Origin of the sequence: Bacillus sp. FSL R5-0422 (assembly GCF_038610765.1) — a bacterium.
In the GTDB taxonomy this organism is placed as follows: Bacteria; Bacillota; Bacilli; order Bacillales; family Bacillaceae; genus Bacillus; species Bacillus pumilus_O.
The window spans coordinates 2,776,273-2,796,208 of record NZ_CP152014.1 but is presented as its reverse complement, the minus strand read 5'-3'; the positions used below and the strand labels follow the sequence as shown (position 1 = coordinate 2,796,208).

Here is a 19,936-nt window from a genome sequence, read left to right as displayed (position 1 = left end):
GGTAAATACACAAGTAAAGGGGCGGGTAGTATGGCACAACAAGGAAGTCCGCAGCTTGTTTCATTAGTTGATCCATATGTTTATCAAACATTGCAGAAAGTGGTCGGTATGAGATTAATTGTGCAAACAGTGAAAGATACGGTCCGTGGGAAATTGAAGGAAGTCATGCCGGATCATATTGTAATAGAAGCGGGGGCAAAATCAGTTTTTTATGTGCGGATCCAGCAAATCGTGTCGGTGATGCCTGATCACAGTGAAAGAGTGTAACAAGCAGACGCATAGGTGTCTGCTTTTTTTCATGCTTATAGAATGTATATCTGGGAAAAGTGCATGATATACCAATTGTTCTTTTTTTTTCAAAAAATGAGGTTCTAAAAACAAGAAGCAGTTGACAGAAGGTGGGTTGAATAGTAGTTTTTTAATAAGATCAATACGTAACAGGAGGAGCATCTTTGTTAAAATCTAAAGTTCATTTTTGGACATTCCAAATATTACTTGTTTTACTCATTGTGTATGTATCAACAAAGGTTTCGTTTTTATTTCAGCCGATTATTTTATTTGCATCAACGCTGTTTGTCCCCATCTTGCTGGCGGGTATTCTGTTTTTCATCTTTAATCCAATTGTTCGATTTTTGTCCAAGAAAATCCCTAGAACTCTCGCTATCCTGATCATTTATCTCCTGTTCATTGGACTCATCACGTTTATTGTCAATGCTGCTGGGCCGGTGATTATTTCGCAGGTCGGTGGACTTGTCAAAAGCTTCCCTGGTTATGTAACGGACATGCAGAAATTTATCAATGACTTTTCGCATTCTAAAACATTTACTTGGATGATGAGCCAAGATTATGTGTCTGTCTCAAAATTTGAACAGACGGTCGTTTCGACATTAAAAGCTTTACCGGAAAATATTGCTTCAAGCATGTCTGCGGTGTTTGGTGTGATTGCGAATATTGCCTTAGCTGTCATCACTGTTCCATTTATTTTATTTTATATGCTGAAAGACGGGCACAAGTTTCCGGACAAGCTCGTTCAGTTTTTACCAATGCCTTACCGCAAGGAAGGGCTGAAGATCTTCAAAGAATTAAACGACACGCTCGCAGCTTACATACAGGGGCAGATTATTGTCTGTTTGTTTGTTGGAGTCGCTTGTTTTATTGGATACTTATTAATTGGTGTGAAATATGCGCTTATTCTCGGTATTATCATTGCGGTGACAAATGTGATTCCATACCTTGGACCATATCTTGGCGCGGCACCTGCTGTGCTGATTGCCTTTCTTGATTCTCCTGGAAAAGCAGTAGTGACAGTGATTGTCATTCTTGTTGTGCAGCAAATTGACGGAAATGTCATTTCTCCATTGATCATTGGGAAACGCCTGAACACACATCCTTTGACCATTATCCTGTTATTAATTGGGGCAGGAAGCTTTGGCGGCATCCTTGGCATGATTTTTGCAGTGCCTGTCTATGCGCTGCTCAAAGCGATCACCCTGAATATTGTCAGATTGGTTCAGCTGCGTCAGCGCTCTCGCAAAGAGCAGCACTTAAACGTCTAGGGCAGATGCACAACGCTCCCCTTTTTGCATAAGATGATTGTCATAAGCAGATAGGGGGAGATTCTGATGCCTGCAATCGTTGGACCTATTCATATCGAGTCATTAGGAGGCAATGGTGCAGCTACTTTCGGTGATGTACTGGCCATTGCCCCATTAGCTGTAGACCACTCGACTGGCGGGGCAGGAGCCTTTAATTCAGGTGATTATATGTCTCTTACAAGTGATCCGAATGCGACGATGCTTTGGGATTTCACATTGTTTGGCCAGCCTCAATCATTTAATGCATAGAAAGACAGCTGATGCTCACATATCAGCTGTCTTTTTTTATTTGAGATACACGTATTATTGAGCTAGGCATATGATGTGGATAGAAAAGGTGGTGGAGCAATGCCAGCGATTGTTGGACCTATTCATATAGATCGTGTGTACGGAAATGGGGCGGCACATTTCGGTGATGTTTTTGCCATTTCGCCAAAAAGTGTAGATCACTCCGCCGGTGGTTCAGGTACCTATAATGCAGGGGACCTCGTCCAATTTTTTAGCAGTCCAAACGTCACATTTGTTTGGGATTCAAATCTTATTAGTCAGCAGAAGAGTTTCAATGCGTAGCCAGCTCTGAAAGGGAATTCTCTTTTCTGAAGCTGTCTTTTTTTATGGTACAATGGATATGGAAGTAAGAAGGAAAAAGAGGTGTGAACAGAGCCAAATGAAAATTAGAAAAGCACACATCACAAGCGGACAACCAAAGACCTACAATGTATATTTACATGAAAATAAAAAAGAATATAAAACGCTTGTTGCCGTACCTGATATTGAATGGAGTATCTCCATTGCGTACGAGGATGAAAAAGAGCAGCTGATCCATACGCTCGAGCATTCCTTAATGGAAAGAGCAGAAACAGACGAAGCCCGTGAACTTGCACTAAAGATTGTGCACTGGGTCACAGAAATGTAAATATAAAAACCAGGAGTGAAAACAGCGATGAAAGAAGAATCCGTAGACTTTTATTTGCAGCAAGGGATATTTGGACATGCTGAAACAAAACCCGATGAACGAAGAATGTTTCTCGGTTCATTAAGAGAACGAGCGCTTCTTGCCCTGACAAAGGGACAGGTATCACGAAATAAACCGTATCAAGAGGTCGAACAAGTATTAAAGGCCAACCGTCAGGCCACTGTTCTTTTAAATGGTGAGTTGTCCTATGCTTCTTATTCTCAATATGTGAAAATGACTAATGCCGCGGGATGTTCCTTTAAAGTGGTGAATCATCATGAGGCACATTCTCCTTTTGGTCTTGTGATAGAGCTGCCGAATGCGGTCAATCAAGAGCACATCTATATAGAAGATGAGCTGTTTCAAAAGGCTTTTTCTCAAGAATCTGTTGAATAGGTTTCCCTAGTGAAATGAATAAGCTATAATGAGTCAAAAGAGCATATGGGAGAGATGCGGATGGGCAAAGCATTGATTTGTATTGATTATACCGTTGATTTTGTTGCAGACGATGGAAAATTGACATGCGGAAAGCCTGGACAGGCGATTGAGCCTAAGATCACAGAGATCACTTCTTCGTTTATTGATGAAGGGCACTTTGTCGTCTTTGCAGTCGATCATCATGAGGAGCAAGACCCTTATCATCCAGAGACAAAGTTATTTCCGCCCCATAATATTCGCGGGACAAAGGGAATTGAACTTTATGGCAAACTAAGTTCACTATTTCACACGTCAAAGCATTTAAAACATGTCTACTATATGGAAAAAACAAGATACTCTGCTTTTGCAGGCACTCAATTAGAAATGAAACTGCGCGAGCGTGGCATCACTGAACTTCATTTAGCCGGCGTATGTACCGATATTTGTGTACTTCATACAGCTGTTGATGCGTACAATAAAGGCTTCGAACTTGTGATTCACGAGAATGCTGTAGCGAGTTTTAATGAAGCGGGGCACGAGTGGGCACTTTCTCACTTTGAGCAGTCGCTTGGTGCGAAAGTGGTTAAGTAAGGGAAGGAGAATGGAAGTTGGAGCATCGGTTTATTGACGACAGTTTATCACTACATACAGACCTTTATCAAATTAACATGGCAGAAACGTATTGGAGAGACGGCATTCATGAGAAGAAGGCAGTTTTTGAACTCTTCTTCAGAAAGCTTCCATTTGACAATGGCTTCGCTGTATTTGCTGGTTTAGAGAAAGCGATTGAATATTTATCGGATTTCTCCTTCACCGAAAGTGATCTAGCGTATTTAAAAGACGAACTCGGTTATAAAAGCGATTTCATTGATTATTTAAGCGGGTTATCCTTTACAGGCTCCCTTCATTCTATGCGAGAAGGCGAAATTGTTTTTGCCAATGAGCCAATTATGCGCATTGAGGCAACGCTTGTCGAAGCCCAGCTAATTGAAACCGCCTTGCTAAATATTGTAAACTTCCAGACGCTGATAGCGACAAAGGCAGCTCGGATTAAAGGAATCATTGAAGACGAGACAGCACTAGAATTTGGGACAAGACGTGCACATGAAATGGATGCTGCGATGTGGGGAGCAAGAGCGGCTCTTATCGGCGGCTTTCAGGCGACAAGTAATGTTCGTGCTGGGAAGCGCTTCAACATCCCAGTGTCAGGAACACATGCTCACGCACTTGTGCAAGCATATCGCGATGAATATACGGCATTTAAAAAATATGCTGAAACCCATACAGACTGTGTCTTTTTAGTCGATACGTATGATACCGTGAGATCCGGTATTCCGAATGCCATTAAGGTAGCGAAAGAATTCGGAGACAAGATCAACTTTATTGGTGTCAGACTAGATAGTGGTGATCTTGCCTACTTGTCTAAAAAAGCTAGAACGATGCTGGATGAAGCTGGATTCCATGACGCAAAAATCATTGCATCAAGTGATCTTGATGAACATACCATCATGAATTTAAAAGCACAGGGTGCCAAAATTGATGTGTGGGGTGTTGGGACAAAACTGATCACAGCATTTGATCAGCCAGCTCTCGGTGCAGTGTATAAGCTTGTGTCGATTGAAGAGAATGGTCAGATGAATGACACCATCAAAATTTCATCCAACCCAGAGAAAGTGACAACACCAGGACGTAAACGTGTGTACCGCATTATCAACCAATTGAATCATCACTCAGAGGGTGACTACATTGCGCTCGAAGACGAAGATGTTCATAGTGAGGATAAGCTAAAAATGTTCCACCCGGTGCATACATTTATCAGCAAATTTGTCACAAACTTTGTGGCGAAGGATCTACATGTCCCGATTTTCGAACAAGGAAAACTTGTATATGACAATCCGGATATTCAAACGATTCAAGCCTATGTGCAGGACAGCCTCGGACTTTTCTGGGAGGAATATAAACGAATCAGCAAACCAGAAGAATATCCAGTCGATTTGAGTCAAAAATGCTGGGATAACAAGATGCAGTTTATTCATGACGTGAAAAATAAAATTAAACTAGAGCTTTATGAAAGCTAATGTTGGAAGAAAGGAGATCATCAAGTCAGGTGATCTCTTTTTTTATTTTTTGACCGCTTCAAAATGAACCATAAGCACAATCATTTGGTATACTGAAAGCACATCTTGTTTGTCATGGCATAAAGGAGGATTGGAGCAGTTGAGGGTGTTTGTTGCGAGACAGCCTATTTTTAACAGAAAAGAACAAGTCGTATCATACGAGCTGCTTTATAGAGATAGTGAAACCAATACATATAGCGCTGAAGATGGTGACCAAGCGACAACGGACCTCATTATTAATAGTTTTTTAAATATCGGCATCGAAACATTGACAGAAGGCAAAAGATGCTACATTAATTTCACCGAAAGCTTACTTTCGTCTGATCTGCTCACCTATTTTGATCCGCATCAGCTTGTGATCGAGATATTAGAAAATGTCCCGATTACCCCAGCACTTATTATGAGATGTAAGGAATTAAAAAAATGGGGATATACGATTGCACTTGATGACTTTTTTCTAAGCGGATCACATTTCAGTGACAAGTTGCTTGAGGAACTCCTCTATTGCATTGATATTTTAAAAATCGACTTTCTAAAGACCACATCGGAAGAACGTAGAAAAATTCTACACACCTATAAAAAATATCGACTTCGTTTCCTTGCAGAAAAGGTGGAAACGCGAAGAGAATATGAAGAAGCGCTAGAAGCCGGCTTCCATTTGTTTCAAGGGTATTTCTTTAGTGAGCCGCATGTGATATCAGGACGAGCATTATCGACCAGCTTCCATGCGTATCACCAGCTATTAAATGAGCTGAGCAAGGAACAACCGAATATCCAGGTCGTCACCCATTTTATTGAAAGTGACCTTTCGCTATCATATCAATTATTAAAAATGCTTAATTCAGGCGGCATGAGACGCCTTTATCAAATCAAAAGTATCCGGCAGGCGATTATTCTGCTTGGTTTTAATGAAATTAGGCGTTGGATCTTTATTCTTTCATTTAAAGAATTGAATGTTCAAGCCAATTCAAGTCAAAAAGAAATTATTAAAATGTCCTTCATTCGGGCGAAAACATGTGAACTGATTGCGAGTCGTACCGAACGAGAGCACCCAGCCTCTTATATGCTGACAGGTATGTTTTCTCTCATTGATACACTTGTCAGGGCAGATATTACAGAACTTGTAAAAGAGCTGCCACTTTCTGATGAAGTGGGCGAGGCACTGCTTGGTTATGAAAATGATTATTCATTTGTACTAGATGTCGCCAAACGGATTGAACGAAATGAATGGGATCATGAGATGTTAGATGGGAATCTCCCGAAGCAAGAAGCCTACGGATGTTATATAGAAGCCATTGAATGGTGTCATAAAATGTTTGAATCGTAAAAGCCGCCCACGCTGAGAGCGGCTTTTTTTGTTATGCCCACTGTAAAAGAAGAAAAAGTCTGCTAGAGGCAAGAGACAAGTAGATACGAATGCCTTCTGGACTAAAGCGGATGTCGATCCCACTTTTCACACCGATTTGTTTCAGCATGCGGATGACACTTGTCGAATCAGAGCGCTCAGCAGCCTCCATTATCCGTTGTGCAAACGAAAGGGAGCTGGAAATCTGCTGTGTAATAAGTGAAGCATCAGCAACAAGTCGGGCGGATTCCTTTGCGGCTCGTTGAAATGAGTGGGCATCTACTGGAGGAAAAGTCATAGGTGTGCGCGGATGTGCACGGCTCATTGCGGGACCCTGCAAAGCAGGATAAGGAACATAGTAAAACACTTCGTCACCTCTTCTCTCATTGACGTGAAATTGGACGGATATCTGTTCTAAATGTATGTAGAAAATCAGAATAAAGAATCAAAATGATCTTTCTATCTGTATAAATCCAACATAAAAATAGGTACTTTTGCGGTCAATTTCGGTGAATGTCGTCAAAAAATTGCGGTGTCCACAATAGGGTCTGTCGTCTGACCTATAAGACTCAAAACCGAGGTTACAGGAGGGATCGTATGTTCTGTTGTGAGAGAAGCGTGACGAATGATGCCTATTCTTGTCGCAAAAATGACGCAGTTCCTTTGAAATTAAGATAAAAGTATGATTTGAAAAGTCAGAAAATGATGAAAAAAGACCTATTGAATTTTGCGGTATCACGCACACATTTTGTGCATACTTTTCGGTGAAAAAATACTCAATTACATTTACACTGTTATTAACAGATCAAATACTTATGACCCAATCACCATACACAAATACATTGATCTTCCAAAAAAGGAGAGTGGAATCGATGGAAAAGTATGAAATCGAAGAACTTAAACAATTATTATGGAAACTTGAAAACGAAATTAGAGAAACAACGGCTTCTCTTCATAACATTAACAAAAGCATTGATCAGTACGACAAATATGAATATGTGAAAATTTCTTAAAGACTTGATCATCATCAAGTCTTTTTTTTATCCAAATACATACAAAAAAAGGATATATTATTATATAATTGTTAAATAGTGATGTCAGTGGACATTTGCTCATGTCTTTTTAGTAAAATAAAAGGCGGAAGGGTGAGGGACAAGACCGAGTATGCTAAACTATCTAGAGAATACAAAAATCAAGCAGAATATGTCTGATTTTATTCAACATGCAGTCAGGCAGAAGGATTTACAAAAGCTGCTTCTAGAATTTACTGATATAAAGAATGAATTTCCCTTTGGGCAATTAGCTTACAAGCATTATGAGGCATTTGGCGGTGAAGATAAGCAAGCGATTACACAATTGGCAGTAGGGATTGAACTTCTCATCTTATCAGCCGATATATTAGATGATATTGAAGATCAGGATAAAGATTCGTATCCTTGGATGAGGTGTCAGAGCGGAGTTGCGATGAATGCGGCAAATGTTCTTTTTGCATTGAGCTTTGGAGTCTTTTCGAAGCTTGATCATGCAACGGAGCTTTTAAACAGTGTATATTCCTATTCCATTCAGTCAATGCAAGGACAGCATTTGGATATGACAGTGGAGCCGGAAAATGAGCAGGATTGTTTAAATATCATGAGATTAAAGGCAGGATCACTGTTTGTGTTACCCTGTATGTTAGGGGTTATCTTGGCAACAGGTTCTTTTGAAAAGAAGGTAGAAGAATATGCTTATTACCTAGGAATGGCGGAACAGCTTGAAAATGACTATCTAGGTCTTTTTAATAAAGATAATATTGACTTTAAAAGAATGCAAACATTACCGCTAGTTTATTTGAAAAATGAGTTTAATCCATCTAGTTCAGACTTGCTCAGTTATTTTCAATCAAAGGATAAGAGCGTCGGCTCTGAAGAATTAAAGGATAAATTAAAGAAATCAGGTGCTCAACAATATGTATTTATTATGAGAAACCTTCTCAGAAATAAGTGTAAAGAAGCGTTCAAGAAACTACATTTAGAGGCTTCAAAAAAGAAAAAACTGATACTCTTTTTAATTGGAGATGGAGAAGATGAAAATTCAGGAATTGGTTAGTTATTTAGTGGAGAATCCTTCAACATTAAATCAAATCGTTAATGGGAACGCATCATTGCTTCACGTTGATCAAGAAACTGCAAGTATAATTGTTGACGGATTCCAGAAAGAAGACGTTATTAAAGCAATCATATGGTCAACTGCTTGAGTAGATAAATATTATGAGAAAGTTATATTCTAAGTTAACAGTTATATTAGTAATCCTTAGCTTCATCTATGTGATTTACATCTCTTATATCAACGTATTTAATATTTTTGTTGGAGCAGCTGTTAAAGAAAATAGTCATGGTCAACTTGAGGTAGTGGATGTCGATAATTTTACAGATAGCTATCTAGCTGGAGTTAGGAAAGGCGATATCATACTTGAAGTAAATGGGAATAAAAAACCAGTTGAAGAAGTTAAAAGAGGTTTTTTAGCTAATGTTAAAAGTTTAGTCGTTGATAGACATGGTGATAAAATTGATTTAGAGAATGTAAGGTTATTGAGTCAAGCGAATCTGTTTATTTATCTAATACCAGTCATTCTTTATTCCATCTGTCTATTTTGTATATTTATGATTTTAAAAATGAATAAAGTAAACCAAAAAAAATCAGCTTATATTTTAGCTTTATTTCTTTTGGCGGTGTCTATAGGTTATGTAAGTTCTGGTGGTTCTGGAAAAGGAGAGGCTATCAGTCGTATTCTTGTAATCGTTACAATGAATAGTGTACCTCCACTATATATGCACTTTATGTATCAATATTTAAAAGAATTAGGAACAGAAATTATTCGTCGTCGAGTTCTTTTTTATTTGTATCTAGTTCCAGTTACTAACGTTTTATTAGTTTTATTCTATAAAAATAAAGCAGGACCAGTAGATCTATTAGCATATGTCAATTTACTTTCATTTTTTGTTCTGGCTTTCCTTTCGATTATTATCACTATAAGGGCTGCTAAAAAATTGAAAGACAATGAAGTCAGCAATGTACTTCGAGCATTTGCACTCATTTTAATCTCATCATTCAGTCCATTCATGCTATTTTTTATCATTCCTTATTTTTTTGGTATATATTTTATTTCACCTTATGTTGTTGCATCGTTTGTTCTTTTAATTCCTTTTTTCCTAGTCTATCAATTTATGTCAAATAAGCTGTATAATGTTGATTTCTTTATGGGGAGGATTAAATACTACGGTTTTTTAGCGATTACACCAACAATACTAGTGGTTGTTGTTTTTGATTTTCTTCAAAAACCGAATGCAAATTTCTATACAGTGAAATTTACAATCATCACGTACATTCTTATGCTCACCGTTTTCTACTTTAAAGAAATTATCGATTTCCGCTTTCGTTTGAAGCGTTTTTCAGAGAAGCATAATTATCAGGATAGTGTATTTAAATTTACACAGCTCATTCGTGAGGCGTCATCACTTCATCAAGTATTGTATCATTTAAAATACACCATCTTAGAAGTACTTGTTGTGAACAAAGCCTTTGTGCTTGAAGTGAAGGCAGATGGACAAATTGTTGAAATTGATGAATCAATAGAAGAAAGCCAGCTATGGAAAGATTATGTGGATCAATTTCAAGATATTTTAGGTGAAGTTGGTAAAATCATCGCGCTTGATAAAGGGTTTATGATGAAAATTGGTGAGCGGGGCGGTCACTCTTTTGTGATTTGCTGTTTATCTAATTTACGGACACCTAAGCTGACCCGAGATGAAATCTCATGGCTAAAAACATTGGCGTTTTACACAAGTGTCAGTTTAGAAAATGTCGTCAAGATCGAAGAACTGATGGAGCATCTTGAAGATTTGAAACAGCGTGAAGCGAACCCTGCTTGGTTGAAAAAAGTGATGTTTGCGATGGAAGAAAAACAGCGCTCCGATTTAGCGAGGGATCTTCATGATTCCGTGTTGCAGGATTTGATATCGCTAAAAAGACAGTCAGAGATGTTTTTAACGAATTTCCAAAACGATCAATGTCCAACCTCTATTGAACAATCGCTTATCTCTTGGAATGAACAAATGTCTAAGGTGATTCAAACGACGAGAGAAACATGTCATGAACTTCGGCCACAGCTGCTGTACGATTTAGGTTTAGTGAAGGCGATATCGAAGCTGACTTCTCAAATTCAGGAGGAAGCACCATTTCATATTCGGCTGAATACAACACGCTTTGATAAGGAGCTGGACATTGATATTGACTCCCAGCTTAATATTTATCGGATTGTTCAGGAGCTGTTATCCAATGCCTTGAAACACTCTCAAGCCAGCCAAGTGCTCGTGATGCTGATTTGTATTAAAGATCAGGTTGTTCTTCACTATGAGGATGATGGAGTTGGTTTTGACGCAAGGCACCTTGATCAGCACACGATGAGTATGGGTCTCTCTGGAATCAGAGAACGAGTCAAGGCGTTAAATGGGAAGCTTCACATTCATACAGCACCAGAAAAAGGGTTGAAGGTGAAAATTGAAATGGAATTGTAACGATTTATTAAGGAATAAGACTTGGCATCTGCCAAGTCTTTTATATAAAATGGAAGTGAGTGATTTAAAGGGAGGAAGACATGAAGAAGATATTGGTCATTGATGATCATCCGGCTGTCATGGAAGGGACAAAAAGCATTTTAGAATCAGATCAGCAGCTATCAGTCGATTGTTTAAGTCCTGATGCAGAAGCCGCCTTTTTAAAGACGCATGACTTTTCCATCTATGATGTGATTTTGATGGATTTAAATCTCGGGGATATCAATGGAATGGACATTGCGAAACAAATTCTAGAAACCAACCAACAAGTGAAAATCATCATTTATACAGGGTATGAAGTTGATGATTATTTTGAAGAGGCCATTCGGGCTGGATTGCACGGTGCAATTAGTAAAACAGAGACAAAAGACAAAATTATTGAATACATACACCGCACATTGCAAGGAGAAGTTGTCATTCAGCTATCCTATTTAAAGAAATTAATTTCACAGCAGCAAGAAAAGCCAGAACAGGCGCAGGAGACCGATCACGAGTTGTTAACAGAGCGAGAGTGTCTCATCCTGAGAGAAGTGGAAAAAGGATACACGAACCAAGAGATTGCTGACGTGCTACATTTGAGCAAACGCTCGATTGAATACAGCTTGACGTCCATCTTTAATAAGCTGAATGTTGGCTCTCGAACCGAAGCGGTGTTAATTGCAAAATCTGAAAGTGTGCTGTAAACGTGTGAAGGGAGAGAACCCTGATGGAAGTGAGTGGATCAAATACACTGCTTGAGGCACTGGGGATTGAGATTGTAGAGTGTAATGAGTCTAGGTGCGTAGCGACAATGCCAGTCGATCACAGAACAAAACAGCCTTTTGGACTGCTGCACGGAGGGGCATCTGCTGCTCTAGCAGAAACAGTGGCAAGCATGGGGGCTGCGGCTCATTTAGACTTAACTCAGCAAGTTTGCTCAGGGATTGAAATCAATGCCAATCATTTAAAATCTGTACGTGATGGAGTAGTGACAGCGACGGCTGTTCCTGTACATGTAGGTCGCTGTACAATGGTATTTCAAATTGATATTAAAGATGATCGAGACCGGCACATCTGTACGTCAAGATGCACACTTGCTGTCATTGATCGCATATAAAAAAGCTCCCGGTGCAGCGGAAGCTTTTTTTAGTTGGATTCATCCATAAAAAGAAGCTCCTCGCATGTGAGGAGCTTCTTTCGTTTTATAAGTACGAGTCTTCTTTTCGTTTAATCACGAAGTTACGAAAACCGCCATAATCATCTTGTACACTTCGTTTGTCCATCTTGACTCCAGTATTGTAGGCGGCTCTTCCAATCAAGTGTGCACCGACCGGAGCTGTTAAAAAGATAAAGACAATCCCAAGTAGAATCTTCGCAGAAATAATGCCTGCAAGAAACCATTCGTGAAAGAACACCCCAACTAATATGAGGACAACACCAAGTGTCGATGCTTTGGATGCAGCATGCATCCGTGTATAAACATCCGGCAGGCGAAGAACACCAATGGCTGAAATAAGACAAAGGATGGCGCCAAGCAGAATGAAGAAAATGACTATAGCTTTAGCGATGACGATCATTTTCAATCACTTCCCCTTTCTCAAGGAATTTGGAAAAAGCGACAGTGCCGATAAATGCAAGGATACCGAGCAGTAAAATAATTTCAAAGAACGTTGTCGTTTTCAGCAAAATGGAAACGATGGCTGTCATTCCAATTAAATTGATTCCTATCGCATCAAGTGCACTTACACGGTCAGGGATAGAGGGACCTTTGATCACTCGTATAACAAACAGAAGGGTGGATAGGGCAAGAATACCAAGTGAAATTTGTAAGATGATCTCCATTACTTACCACTCACCTCCTGAATCGCTTTTTCAAATGAAACCCGAATATCATGAATGGCTTTTTCTGCATCTTCAATATCCATTGCATGAATGTATAAAATCGACCGATCATCAGAAATATCTATGACTAGCGTACCTGGTGTCAATGTAATCATGTTAGAAAGGATGCTAATTTCCCAATCCGTTTTCAAGTCCGTACGAAAAGCGAAAATACCGGGCTTAATGGTGAGCTTTGGAGACAATACAGTCTTTAATACACTTAAATTGGCAAGAAGCAACTCCCGAATAAATATCAAGACGAGCTTAAAAATTGCATAAAGGGCATAGCCGTAAAAACGCTGAGGGAAGAATCGCCGAAGCATAAAAATGGCGACCATCCCTAGTACAAAGCCTGATACAAAGTCTGCTGCTCTGTATGTATCATTCATAAACATCCAGGTAAAGGCGAGGAGAGCGTTTAATAATATTTGAAAGGCCATGTTCATCTACTCCTTCAGCACAGCTTGAATATATTTTTCTGGTGTTGAGAGCATTTCCGCAGCTTGATTAATATAAGGGGAAATGAATTCTGTCCCTAACCCAATGGCAAGTGACAAGATCACAAGCATTACGCCAGGGTACACCATTCCTTTAATCGACGGTTTCCTTCTTCTCGTATCTTGTTCCTCGCCCCAAAATGCGAGCGTGAAAATCCTCATAATGGAATAAAGGACAAGAAGGCTGGACATTAAGACAAGGATAGAAAAGGTCATGTAACCAGCAGAAAAGCCGCCTTCTACAATCTTTAACTTTCCAACAAACCCACTCAGAGGTGGGATACCTGCTAGAGATAAAGCCGATATGAAAAACATCCACCCTAGTAAGGGCTGAGATTGAATCAGTCCGCCCATCTTTTTCAAGTGATTTGTGCCAGCATACACAAATAGTGCACCTGCCAGCATAAATAAAGCGCCTTTGATCACCATGTCATGAATGAGATAATAAATGGCCCCTTGGAGTGAAGCGGGTGTATTGGCTGCAATCCCAAACAAAATGACCCCAACGGCTGTGACAATGTTATAGATCACTATCTTTTGCACATCGGAATAGGCGAGTGAGCCTATCACACCAAATATCACCGTCAGTGCGGCTAGCCACGCCATAAGTGTATGGGTGAACCCTGTATCGTGTATAAAAATTAATGTAAAGACTCTGGCAATCGCATATAAGCCAACCTTTGTGAGCAAAGCACCAAATAGAGCGGAAATCGCCGCTGGCGGTGCATGATATGATCCTGGCAGCCAGAAATAAAGCGGGAAGATTCCAGCTTTTAAGCCAAATACAATCATGAACAGAATGGAAATAACAGTGATTAATCCTGTTTGCCCTGATTCAGCAATCTTTACACTTAAATCAGCCATATTCAGTGTACCAGTGACTGCATATAAACAAGCGACACCGACGATAAATAAAGCCGATGAGATGATATTAAATACAATGTATTTGAGCGATTCTCGAAGCTGCGGTTTTGATCCACCCAGCACAATGAGCATGTATGATGCCATTAGCAGCAATTCAAAGAATACAAACAGGTTGAAAATATCACCTGTTAAGAAGGCACCACTTACGCCAGCTAACAAAAATTGCACGCCAGAGTAATAGAAAAGCCGCTCCTTTTCCTTCCCAATCGTTTGAAAGGAGAAAAGAACTGTCACTAGCCCGACGACGGAAGCGGTCAGTACAAGGAGCGCAGCAAATTGATCGGCTACAAGGGCAATCCCAAATGGTGCTTTCCAACCTCCTAAATAGAGGGTTTGAATCCCGCTAGTAAAGATGGTTTGGACTAAATACACATTGCAGATAATGGCTGAGAGTGAAGCAAACACACTAAAGCCTCTTGAGAGCATGATGTTCTTATTCATAAAGATCAATAGTGTAGCAGCTAATAATGGTATTAAAATTGGCAGGATCACGAGATTATTCATGCTGATCATTTCCTCTCATTTGATCCATGTCATCTGTTCGCAGCTCTTGGAAGGCACGGAAGGCCATGACAAGTAAAAAGGATGTCACACCAAAAGCAATGACAATGGCTGTTAAAATTAATGCTTGTGGTAATGGGTCTACATAGGATGTGAGCCCCTTAGTTAAAATGGGTGGAGCTCCTTTTTTTAAGCCACCCATTGTTAAAAGAAGCAAATGGACGCCGTGACTTAAAACAGCAGTGCCGACGATGACCCGCAGTAGGCTTTTTGAAAGCATCAAATAGGTCGCCGTCATAAAAATAATACCGACGATAATAGACATTAGAAATTCCATTATTCCTTCTCTCCAATCGTTTGAATAATGGTCATGGTGACACCGACAACAACCAGATAGACACCGATATCAAACAGTACGGCTGTCGCCAGTTCTGTCTTTCCTAAAAACGGCAGTTGGAAATAACCAAATGCATGGGATAGAAAAGGTGCACCGAATAGAAATGATCCCATACCTGTCAGGATTGCGATGAGAAGCCCAGTCCCGGCAACATAGATAAAGTTGAACGGCAGAATGCGTCTAACTGTCTTCAGATCGTAGGCTAAGAGCAGAAGGACGACAGCACTGGCACTCATTAATCCGCCAATAAATCCTCCGCCTGGATTATTATGTCCCGCAAGAAACAGGTGAAGGGAGAAGAGCAGGATGATGAATGCAGTGATTTTGGTTGTGACTTGTAAAAGCATATCATTCGTATCAATTTTTCTCATCGGCGCACTCCTCTCTTCCGTTTTCCTTGTGTCTTTAATAATCCATAAATACCGAGTGCCGCAATCGCCAGCACGGTAATTTCAAACATTGTATCAAAGCCCCTGAAATCAACAAGGATGACATTGACAATATTGTTTCCGCCTGCAAGCTTGTAGCTGTTTTCAATAAAGTAAGACGCAATCGTATCAAGTGACTGATTGCTTGTGGAAGCGAAAGCAAGGCATGTCACAATGACGCCAACACCTACTGAAATGATGAGATTGGTCATTTTAAATTTCCTCGTTTTTTGCTTCATGCTCAGTTGTGGCAAGTGGTAGAAGCAAAGTAAAAACAGTGCAACAGAAATTGTTTCAATAATTAACTGGGTAAGGGCAAGATCAGGTGCCCTGAAAATAACAAAAAATAGTGACAGTGTGTACCCCATGACACCTAATCCGATAATGGCTGTTAAGCGAGAACGAGCAAACACAGTCGTGAGGGTTGCTGCTATCATCACTAATGAGAGAATGACCTCATACGTGCCGATTGGAGCAGCATTCTTCATATTAAATGAAAAGGCATTCTGATAAAACATTACGCCCCCAAGCACGATAATCATGAACCCAAACACATAGACAAGGTAATCACGAAGGAAACCGGTCATATAGCTGCTTGTTAGACGATAGGAGCCTTTTTCTAAGCCTATGAGTGAGCGATCATATAAGGAGTTAAATGACCATTTTTTCTTGAATATATTATATATCGGACGCCATTTTGACAACGTCAAATATCCGATAATTCCTAAAGCGACAACACCCATTGTCATATAGAGCTCTGGCTGAAAACCGTGCCATGCTTCAATTTTGACAACAAACCGTTTTCCTGGATCAAACGCTTCTGGAATAATGGCTGCAATTGCAGGTTCAATGACAGAATAAGCTAGAATATTTGGGAAGAAGAAAAAGGTGACCACAAGTGCAGCAAGGATAATTGGCGGGATGAGCATACCAATCGGTGCTTCATGCGGCTTTTTCTCTAATTGATCTAACTGAAGATTGCCTCTAAATGTTTTAAAGAGAAGCATCATACTGTAAATGAACGTAAAGACACTAGCGAGCCAAGCAATGGCTGGGAAAATAGTGCCCCATGTCGAAATATCTGTAAAGCTGATTTCAGAAATGCGTATCATACTTGTGAAAAACAGCTCTTTACTTAAGAAACCATTAAATGGCGGGAGACCAGCCATTGAAAATGTACCGATTAACGTAATCGTAAAGGTAATCGGCATAATGGTCATTAAACCGCCTAACTTCCGAATGTCCCGAGTGCCGGTTTCGTGATCAATGATACCAGCCGCCATAAAGAGACTGCCTTTAAACGTGGCATGATTAATTAAATGGAAAATCGCAGCGAGAACGGCCGCGCCGAAAAAGGCGGGGTTGTTTTCATGGATTGCAGCTGCTCCAACACCAAGCATAAGCATAATCATCCCGAGCTGACTAACGGTAGAAAAGGCAAGGATGGCTTTTAAATCGTTTTGACGAACAGCGTGGAATGATCCCCAAAATAACGTCACAAGTCCAACGATGGATATGGTCCAAAACCAAACCTCTGATATAGCAAAGATGGGACTAAAGCGGGCTACAAGGTAGATACCGGCTTTTACCATTGTGGCAGAATGTAAATAACTGCTCACAGGGGTAGGTGCTTCCATTGCATCAGGCAGCCAGATATAAAATGGGAACTGCGCTGATTTTGTAAAGGCACCTAGTAAGATCAGGATCATGGCAGGGATAAAGTAAGGTGATGCCATAATGAGCTGAAGCTGATTAACTGCTTCACGAATACTAAATGAATCAGTAATCAGATAGAGGAGGATAAAACCACCGAGCATAGCCAATCCGCCAAAAACGGTAATCAGCAGTGATTTTGTCGCTCCATAACGTGAGCGATCCCGTTTATACCAATATCCAATAAGTAGAAAAGAAGAGATACTTGTCAGCTCCCAAAACAAGTAAAGAACCACCATATTGTCAGATAGAACGACACCGAGCATAGCGGTCATAAACATTAACAAATACGTATAAAAAGAGCCGAGTTGTTCTTTTTCCTTCGATAAGTAGAAAATACTGTACAAGACGACAAGTGCACCAATACCTGTAATCAATAGCGCAAATAACAAACTAAGACCGTCTACATACACAGTGAAATTCATTCCTAGAGAAGGAATCCACTCTACCTGTGAAAATAACGTTCGTCCATTTGATGTCATCGTCATCATTTGGACAAAATAGCTAAATAATAGAATAGGCAAGATAAGAACAAACCACCCTGTATGTATACGCTTTACGTATTTAAAAAGAAAAGGCACAACAAACGCAAGCAAAAAAGGCGATAGGATGGCGAAGTGAATAAGCTGCAAGAAAATAAACCTCCTTCAATCAATATAAATTCACGTTCTAAAGAACTGGTAAATAAAATTATAGCGTAAATACAGACATAGTGCATTGGTTTGAACTGAATTACAGCAAACTGTATTTGTTTTGAGTTCTTTTGACCACAAAAATATTTTATCAAAAATAAAACTCATTGTATATTGTTTTGTATTTCGTACATGCTTTTCTTAAAGGAGCTGATTACATGAAACTAAAAGCGGGCATCAGCTTAAGCATATTCTGCACGATTTTAGGAGGAGCATTCTTCATAGAACGAAATGATCAAAAAAGGTGGCAGGCGGAAAGTGAATGGCCGCTGTTTTCAGAACATCTTCTCTACATGACCTACCAAGAAGCAAGACAATATCCATTCCAGCCAAGAGAATATATACGCGTAGTTTCTGCTGAAGAATAAATCCTTATAGGAGAAAAGAAATATAAAAAAAGCATGTGCCCGTAATAGAGCCCATGCTTTTTATTGTTTGATTAAGTAAACATTCTAAGTAAGATTGTTGCACAGATCACAGTTGCTGCTCCGCCAAGACGTGTAGAAACTTGTGCGAAAGGCATAAGACCCATTCTTCCAGAAGCTGAAAGGATGGCAACGTCACCAGTACCGCCAAGTCCACTGTGACAGCCTGTCACAATCGCAGATTCTACTGGGTACATGTTCATCAATTTCCCAACGAAGTAACCTGAACCAACCATTCCAAGAACGACAGCGATACATACACAAACGAATGGGATAGAAATCACTGTTGCTACATCATCAAGTGGAATGTATAGAATCCCTAGACCGACCATAAGCGGCCATGTAAAGCTTCTTGATACAAACTTGTAAAACTGCTGTGAGCCATCTTGCAAATGCTGAGGCATCACGTTTAAGTATTTGATTAAAGCGGCAAGGACAATCATTAAGATTGGACCTGGAATATGAACAAAGCTTTCTAATAAACCACCAAAAATGAACGTTGTACAAGCAACGAGTACACCAGCACCCATTAACCCAAAATCAACTTTTGGATCCATATCAGGCTGTTCAAAAATTTCATTTGCTTCTTTAGATTTGACAAGACGACCATTCCCGTTTAGTTCAGGACGTTTTTCACCAAGCTTTTTCATTGCGCCAGCACAGATAATGGCAATGACGTTCCCAATGACGGCAGCAGGAATTAATTGAGAAATTAATGACTCTGCTGATACACCAAGAATTTGTGAATAAGCAATAGATAATGGCAAAATCCCTTCTCCTACACCACCGGCAATAATCGGAACAATAATAAAGAAGAACGAATGATGCGGTGTGTAACCAACTAAAAGACCAACAAGAATTCCGGCAGTCACAGCTGCAATTGTACCTGCAACAAGAGGAACAAACATACGAATAAGGCCTTGTACTAAAACAGTTCGTTGCATCCCAAGAATACTACCTACTACAAGAGCAGAAATATAGAAGTAAAGGAAGTTGGACGTTTTCATAAGAGACGTAACCGCTTCCAACGAGTTCGGATTCAGAACATGAAAAAAGACCAGGAACGATGGTACGAATAAAGAAAGAATCGCCGGTCCACCAATATCTTTTAATATCGGAATACGTTGTCCTATATCTCCAAGGAAAATCCCCAAAATCATAATAACAGCGAAACCACCAAGCATATTTGCTGGAATTTTATTAAAATAAGCGGCAGTTAAAATAATCGCTGCAAGTACTAAATACACAGGTAAGTCAATAACACCAATTTTCCAAGACATGATCTTACGGAAAACGCTTTTATTATTGTCAGAATCGTCTGTAATCGATTTCAATTGTTGTGTATTAGCCACATAAACACCCCCAAATGCTATTTGTCTCAATTGTAGAAGATTCTGTGACACTCATCTATTTATTAAACTAAATTAAGTGTAATAAAAGTAAAATAAACAGGAGTTTTTATGTTTTTATCATAC

25 protein-coding genes are annotated in these 19,936 nt (G+C 39.7%); 16 read left to right on the top strand and 9 right to left on the bottom strand.

From position 1 onward, the window contains the following. Window positions 1–30: 30 nt before the first annotated feature. The 9 genes from MKX52_RS14425 (at window position 31) to MKX52_RS14385 (ending at window position 6,411) form a co-directional block, all read left to right on the top strand. Window positions 31–267, top strand: a complete 237-nt coding sequence (locus tag MKX52_RS14425; RefSeq protein ID WP_003213721.1) for a YuzF family protein — start codon at window positions 31–33, stop codon at window positions 265–267. A 185-nt stretch (window positions 268–452) separates the two neighbouring features. Further along, on the top strand, window positions 453–1,556 hold the full coding sequence (locus MKX52_RS14420) for an AI-2E family transporter (RefSeq protein WP_012011116.1): 1,104 nt from the start codon (window positions 453–455) through the stop codon (window positions 1,554–1,556). A gap of 66 nt (window positions 1,557–1,622) precedes the next feature. After that, window positions 1,623–1,844: a spore germination protein gene (locus MKX52_RS14415; protein ID WP_003213446.1), complete on the top strand. Its 222-nt coding sequence runs from the start codon at window positions 1,623–1,625 to the stop codon at window positions 1,842–1,844. A 99-nt stretch (window positions 1,845–1,943) separates the two neighbouring features. Then, window positions 1,944–2,165, top strand: coding sequence for a spore germination protein (locus MKX52_RS14410; protein ID WP_012011115.1), 222 nt, complete (start codon window positions 1,944–1,946; stop codon window positions 2,163–2,165). Window positions 2,166–2,262: 97 nt separating this feature from the next. Further along, window positions 2,263–2,511, top strand: coding sequence for a YueH family protein (locus MKX52_RS14405; RefSeq protein WP_041815892.1), 249 nt, complete (start codon window positions 2,263–2,265; stop codon window positions 2,509–2,511). Window positions 2,512–2,538: 27 nt separating this feature from the next. Further along, entirely contained in the window at window positions 2,539–2,946 is a 408-nt protein-coding gene (locus MKX52_RS14400; RefSeq protein WP_342490909.1) for a YueI family protein, read from the top strand. Window positions 2,947–3,006: 60 nt separating this feature from the next. Further along, window positions 3,007–3,558 (top strand): isochorismatase family cysteine hydrolase, encoded by a 552-nt coding sequence (locus MKX52_RS14395; protein WP_012011112.1) that lies wholly within the window; start codon window positions 3,007–3,009, stop codon window positions 3,556–3,558. Between the two features lie 17 nt (window positions 3,559–3,575). Next, window positions 3,576–5,045 (top strand): nicotinate phosphoribosyltransferase, encoded by a 1,470-nt coding sequence (locus MKX52_RS14390; RefSeq protein WP_088000858.1) that lies wholly within the window; start codon window positions 3,576–3,578, stop codon window positions 5,043–5,045. A gap of 139 nt (window positions 5,046–5,184) precedes the next feature. Then, window positions 5,185–6,411 (top strand): HDOD domain-containing protein, encoded by a 1,227-nt coding sequence (locus tag MKX52_RS14385; protein WP_012011110.1) that lies wholly within the window; start codon window positions 5,185–5,187, stop codon window positions 6,409–6,411. Between the two features lie 31 nt (window positions 6,412–6,442). Here MKX52_RS14385 and MKX52_RS14380 read toward each other — a convergent pair whose 3' ends face one another. Beyond that, entirely contained in the window at window positions 6,443–6,796 is a 354-nt protein-coding gene (locus MKX52_RS14380) for an inner spore coat protein (RefSeq protein WP_088000860.1), read from the bottom strand. A 505-nt stretch (window positions 6,797–7,301) separates the two neighbouring features. Here MKX52_RS14380 and degQ point away from each other — a divergent pair. From degQ to MKX52_RS14350, 6 genes are all read left to right on the top strand, one after another. Next, entirely contained in the window at window positions 7,302–7,442 is a 141-nt protein-coding gene (gene degQ, locus MKX52_RS14375; RefSeq protein ID WP_003213123.1) for a degradation enzyme regulation protein DegQ, read from the top strand. A 151-nt stretch (window positions 7,443–7,593) separates the two neighbouring features. After that, window positions 7,594–8,517: a polyprenyl synthetase family protein gene (locus MKX52_RS14370; RefSeq protein WP_342490908.1), complete on the top strand. Its 924-nt coding sequence runs from the start codon at window positions 7,594–7,596 to the stop codon at window positions 8,515–8,517. Continuing rightward, window positions 8,486–8,665 carry a competence pheromone ComX gene (gene comX, locus MKX52_RS14365; protein ID WP_313960228.1) on the top strand — a complete coding sequence of 60 codons (180 nt, stop codon included), beginning with the start codon at window positions 8,486–8,488 and terminating at the stop codon, window positions 8,663–8,665. Before MKX52_RS14370 ends, comX begins: the two co-directional genes overlap by 32 nt. Window positions 8,666–8,678: 13 nt before the next feature. After that, window positions 8,679–10,985 carry an ATP-binding protein gene (locus MKX52_RS14360; RefSeq protein ID WP_012011106.1) on the top strand — a complete coding sequence of 769 codons (2,307 nt, stop codon included), beginning with the start codon at window positions 8,679–8,681 and terminating at the stop codon, window positions 10,983–10,985. An 80-nt stretch (window positions 10,986–11,065) separates the two neighbouring features. Next, a complete protein-coding gene (locus MKX52_RS14355; RefSeq protein ID WP_003213500.1) occupies window positions 11,066–11,707 on the top strand; it encodes a response regulator transcription factor in 642 nt (213 codons plus the stop codon). A gap of 23 nt (window positions 11,708–11,730) precedes the next feature. Beyond that, window positions 11,731–12,120 (top strand): hotdog fold thioesterase, encoded by a 390-nt coding sequence (locus MKX52_RS14350; protein WP_342490907.1) that lies wholly within the window; start codon window positions 11,731–11,733, stop codon window positions 12,118–12,120. A gap of 85 nt (window positions 12,121–12,205) precedes the next feature. On the opposite strand, the gene mnhG is transcribed toward MKX52_RS14350, so the two are convergent. From mnhG to MKX52_RS14315, 7 genes are read right to left on the bottom strand one after another with little or no spacing between them, the layout of a single operon-like run. Beyond that, complete coding sequence (gene mnhG / locus MKX52_RS14345; RefSeq protein WP_003213369.1) at window positions 12,206–12,580, bottom strand: monovalent cation/H(+) antiporter subunit G; 375 nt, start codon at window positions 12,578–12,580, stop codon at window positions 12,206–12,208. Beyond that, window positions 12,564–12,845 (bottom strand): Na(+)/H(+) antiporter subunit F1, encoded by a 282-nt coding sequence (locus tag MKX52_RS14340; RefSeq protein ID WP_012011105.1) that lies wholly within the window; start codon window positions 12,843–12,845, stop codon window positions 12,564–12,566. The genes mnhG and MKX52_RS14340 overlap by 17 nt, the downstream gene beginning before the upstream one ends. Next, a complete protein-coding gene (locus tag MKX52_RS14335) occupies window positions 12,845–13,324 on the bottom strand; it encodes a Na+/H+ antiporter subunit E (protein ID WP_012011104.1) in 480 nt (159 codons plus the stop codon). Before MKX52_RS14335 ends, MKX52_RS14340 begins: the two co-directional genes overlap by 1 nt. A 6-nt stretch (window positions 13,325–13,330) precedes the next feature. After that, window positions 13,331–14,809 (bottom strand): Na+/H+ antiporter subunit D, encoded by a 1,479-nt coding sequence (locus tag MKX52_RS14330; protein ID WP_342490906.1) that lies wholly within the window; start codon window positions 14,807–14,809, stop codon window positions 13,331–13,333. Further along, window positions 14,802–15,143 (bottom strand): Na(+)/H(+) antiporter subunit C, encoded by a 342-nt coding sequence (locus tag MKX52_RS14325; RefSeq protein WP_012011102.1) that lies wholly within the window; start codon window positions 15,141–15,143, stop codon window positions 14,802–14,804. Before MKX52_RS14325 ends, MKX52_RS14330 begins: the two co-directional genes overlap by 8 nt. Continuing rightward, window positions 15,143–15,574 (bottom strand): Na(+)/H(+) antiporter subunit B, encoded by a 432-nt coding sequence (locus MKX52_RS14320; protein WP_012011101.1) that lies wholly within the window; start codon window positions 15,572–15,574, stop codon window positions 15,143–15,145. Before MKX52_RS14320 ends, MKX52_RS14325 begins: the two co-directional genes overlap by 1 nt. Then, window positions 15,571–17,976, bottom strand: coding sequence for a Na+/H+ antiporter subunit A (locus tag MKX52_RS14315; RefSeq protein WP_342490905.1), 2,406 nt, complete (start codon window positions 17,974–17,976; stop codon window positions 15,571–15,573). The genes MKX52_RS14320 and MKX52_RS14315 overlap by 4 nt, the downstream gene beginning before the upstream one ends. A gap of 218 nt (window positions 17,977–18,194) precedes the next feature. Between MKX52_RS14315 and MKX52_RS14310 the strand changes: the two genes are divergently transcribed. Then, the gene (locus MKX52_RS14310) at window positions 18,195–18,404 is read left to right on the top strand and encodes a hypothetical protein (protein WP_012011099.1); all 210 of its coding nucleotides are present in this window, start codon (window positions 18,195–18,197) and stop codon (window positions 18,402–18,404) included. A 71-nt stretch (window positions 18,405–18,475) separates the two neighbouring features. On the opposite strand, the gene MKX52_RS14305 is transcribed toward MKX52_RS14310, so the two are convergent. After that, complete coding sequence (locus MKX52_RS14305) at window positions 18,476–19,813, bottom strand: 2-hydroxycarboxylate transporter family protein (RefSeq protein ID WP_003213451.1); 1,338 nt, start codon at window positions 19,811–19,813, stop codon at window positions 18,476–18,478. Window positions 19,814–19,936: the final 123 nt, after the last annotated feature.

Excerpts from the sequence above, each read along its gene's own strand:
- MKX52_RS14425 (WP_003213721.1), top strand. The coding sequence starts at position 31 with ATGGCACAACAAGGAAGTCCGCAGCTTGTTTCATTAGTTGATCCATAT.
- MKX52_RS14415 (WP_003213446.1), top strand. The coding sequence starts at position 1,623 with ATGCCTGCAATCGTTGGACCTATTCATATCGAGTCATTAGGAGGCAAT.
- MKX52_RS14410 (WP_012011115.1), top strand. The coding sequence starts at position 1,944 with ATGCCAGCGATTGTTGGACCTATTCATATAGATCGTGTGTACGGAAAT.
- MKX52_RS14405 (WP_041815892.1), top strand. The coding sequence starts at position 2,263 with ATGAAAATTAGAAAAGCACACATCACAAGCGGACAACCAAAGACCTAC.
- MKX52_RS14400 (WP_342490909.1), top strand. The coding sequence starts at position 2,539 with ATGAAAGAAGAATCCGTAGACTTTTATTTGCAGCAAGGGATATTTGGA.
- MKX52_RS14395 (WP_012011112.1), top strand. The coding sequence starts at position 3,007 with ATGGGCAAAGCATTGATTTGTATTGATTATACCGTTGATTTTGTTGCA.
- degQ (WP_003213123.1), top strand. The coding sequence starts at position 7,302 with ATGGAAAAGTATGAAATCGAAGAACTTAAACAATTATTATGGAAACTT.
- MKX52_RS14370 (WP_342490908.1), top strand. The coding sequence starts at position 7,594 with ATGCTAAACTATCTAGAGAATACAAAAATCAAGCAGAATATGTCTGAT.
- comX (WP_313960228.1), top strand. The coding sequence starts at position 8,486 with ATGGAGAAGATGAAAATTCAGGAATTGGTTAGTTATTTAGTGGAGAAT.
- MKX52_RS14360 (WP_012011106.1), top strand. The coding sequence starts at position 8,679 with ATGAGAAAGTTATATTCTAAGTTAACAGTTATATTAGTAATCCTTAGC.
- MKX52_RS14355 (WP_003213500.1), top strand. The coding sequence starts at position 11,066 with ATGAAGAAGATATTGGTCATTGATGATCATCCGGCTGTCATGGAAGGG.
- MKX52_RS14350 (WP_342490907.1), top strand. The coding sequence starts at position 11,731 with ATGGAAGTGAGTGGATCAAATACACTGCTTGAGGCACTGGGGATTGAG.
- mnhG (WP_003213369.1), bottom strand. The coding sequence starts at position 12,580 with ATGATCGTCATCGCTAAAGCTATAGTCATTTTCTTCATTCTGCTTGGC.
- MKX52_RS14340 (WP_012011105.1), bottom strand. The coding sequence starts at position 12,845 with ATGGAGATCATCTTACAAATTTCACTTGGTATTCTTGCCCTATCCACC.
- MKX52_RS14335 (WP_012011104.1), bottom strand. The coding sequence starts at position 13,324 with ATGGCCTTTCAAATATTATTAAACGCTCTCCTCGCCTTTACCTGGATG.
- MKX52_RS14330 (WP_342490906.1), bottom strand. The coding sequence starts at position 14,809 with ATGAATAATCTCGTGATCCTGCCAATTTTAATACCATTATTAGCTGCT.
- MKX52_RS14325 (WP_012011102.1), bottom strand. The coding sequence starts at position 15,143 with ATGGAATTTCTAATGTCTATTATCGTCGGTATTATTTTTATGACGGCG.
- MKX52_RS14320 (WP_012011101.1), bottom strand. The coding sequence starts at position 15,574 with ATGAGAAAAATTGATACGAATGATATGCTTTTACAAGTCACAACCAAA.
- MKX52_RS14310 (WP_012011099.1), top strand. The coding sequence starts at position 18,195 with ATGAAACTAAAAGCGGGCATCAGCTTAAGCATATTCTGCACGATTTTA.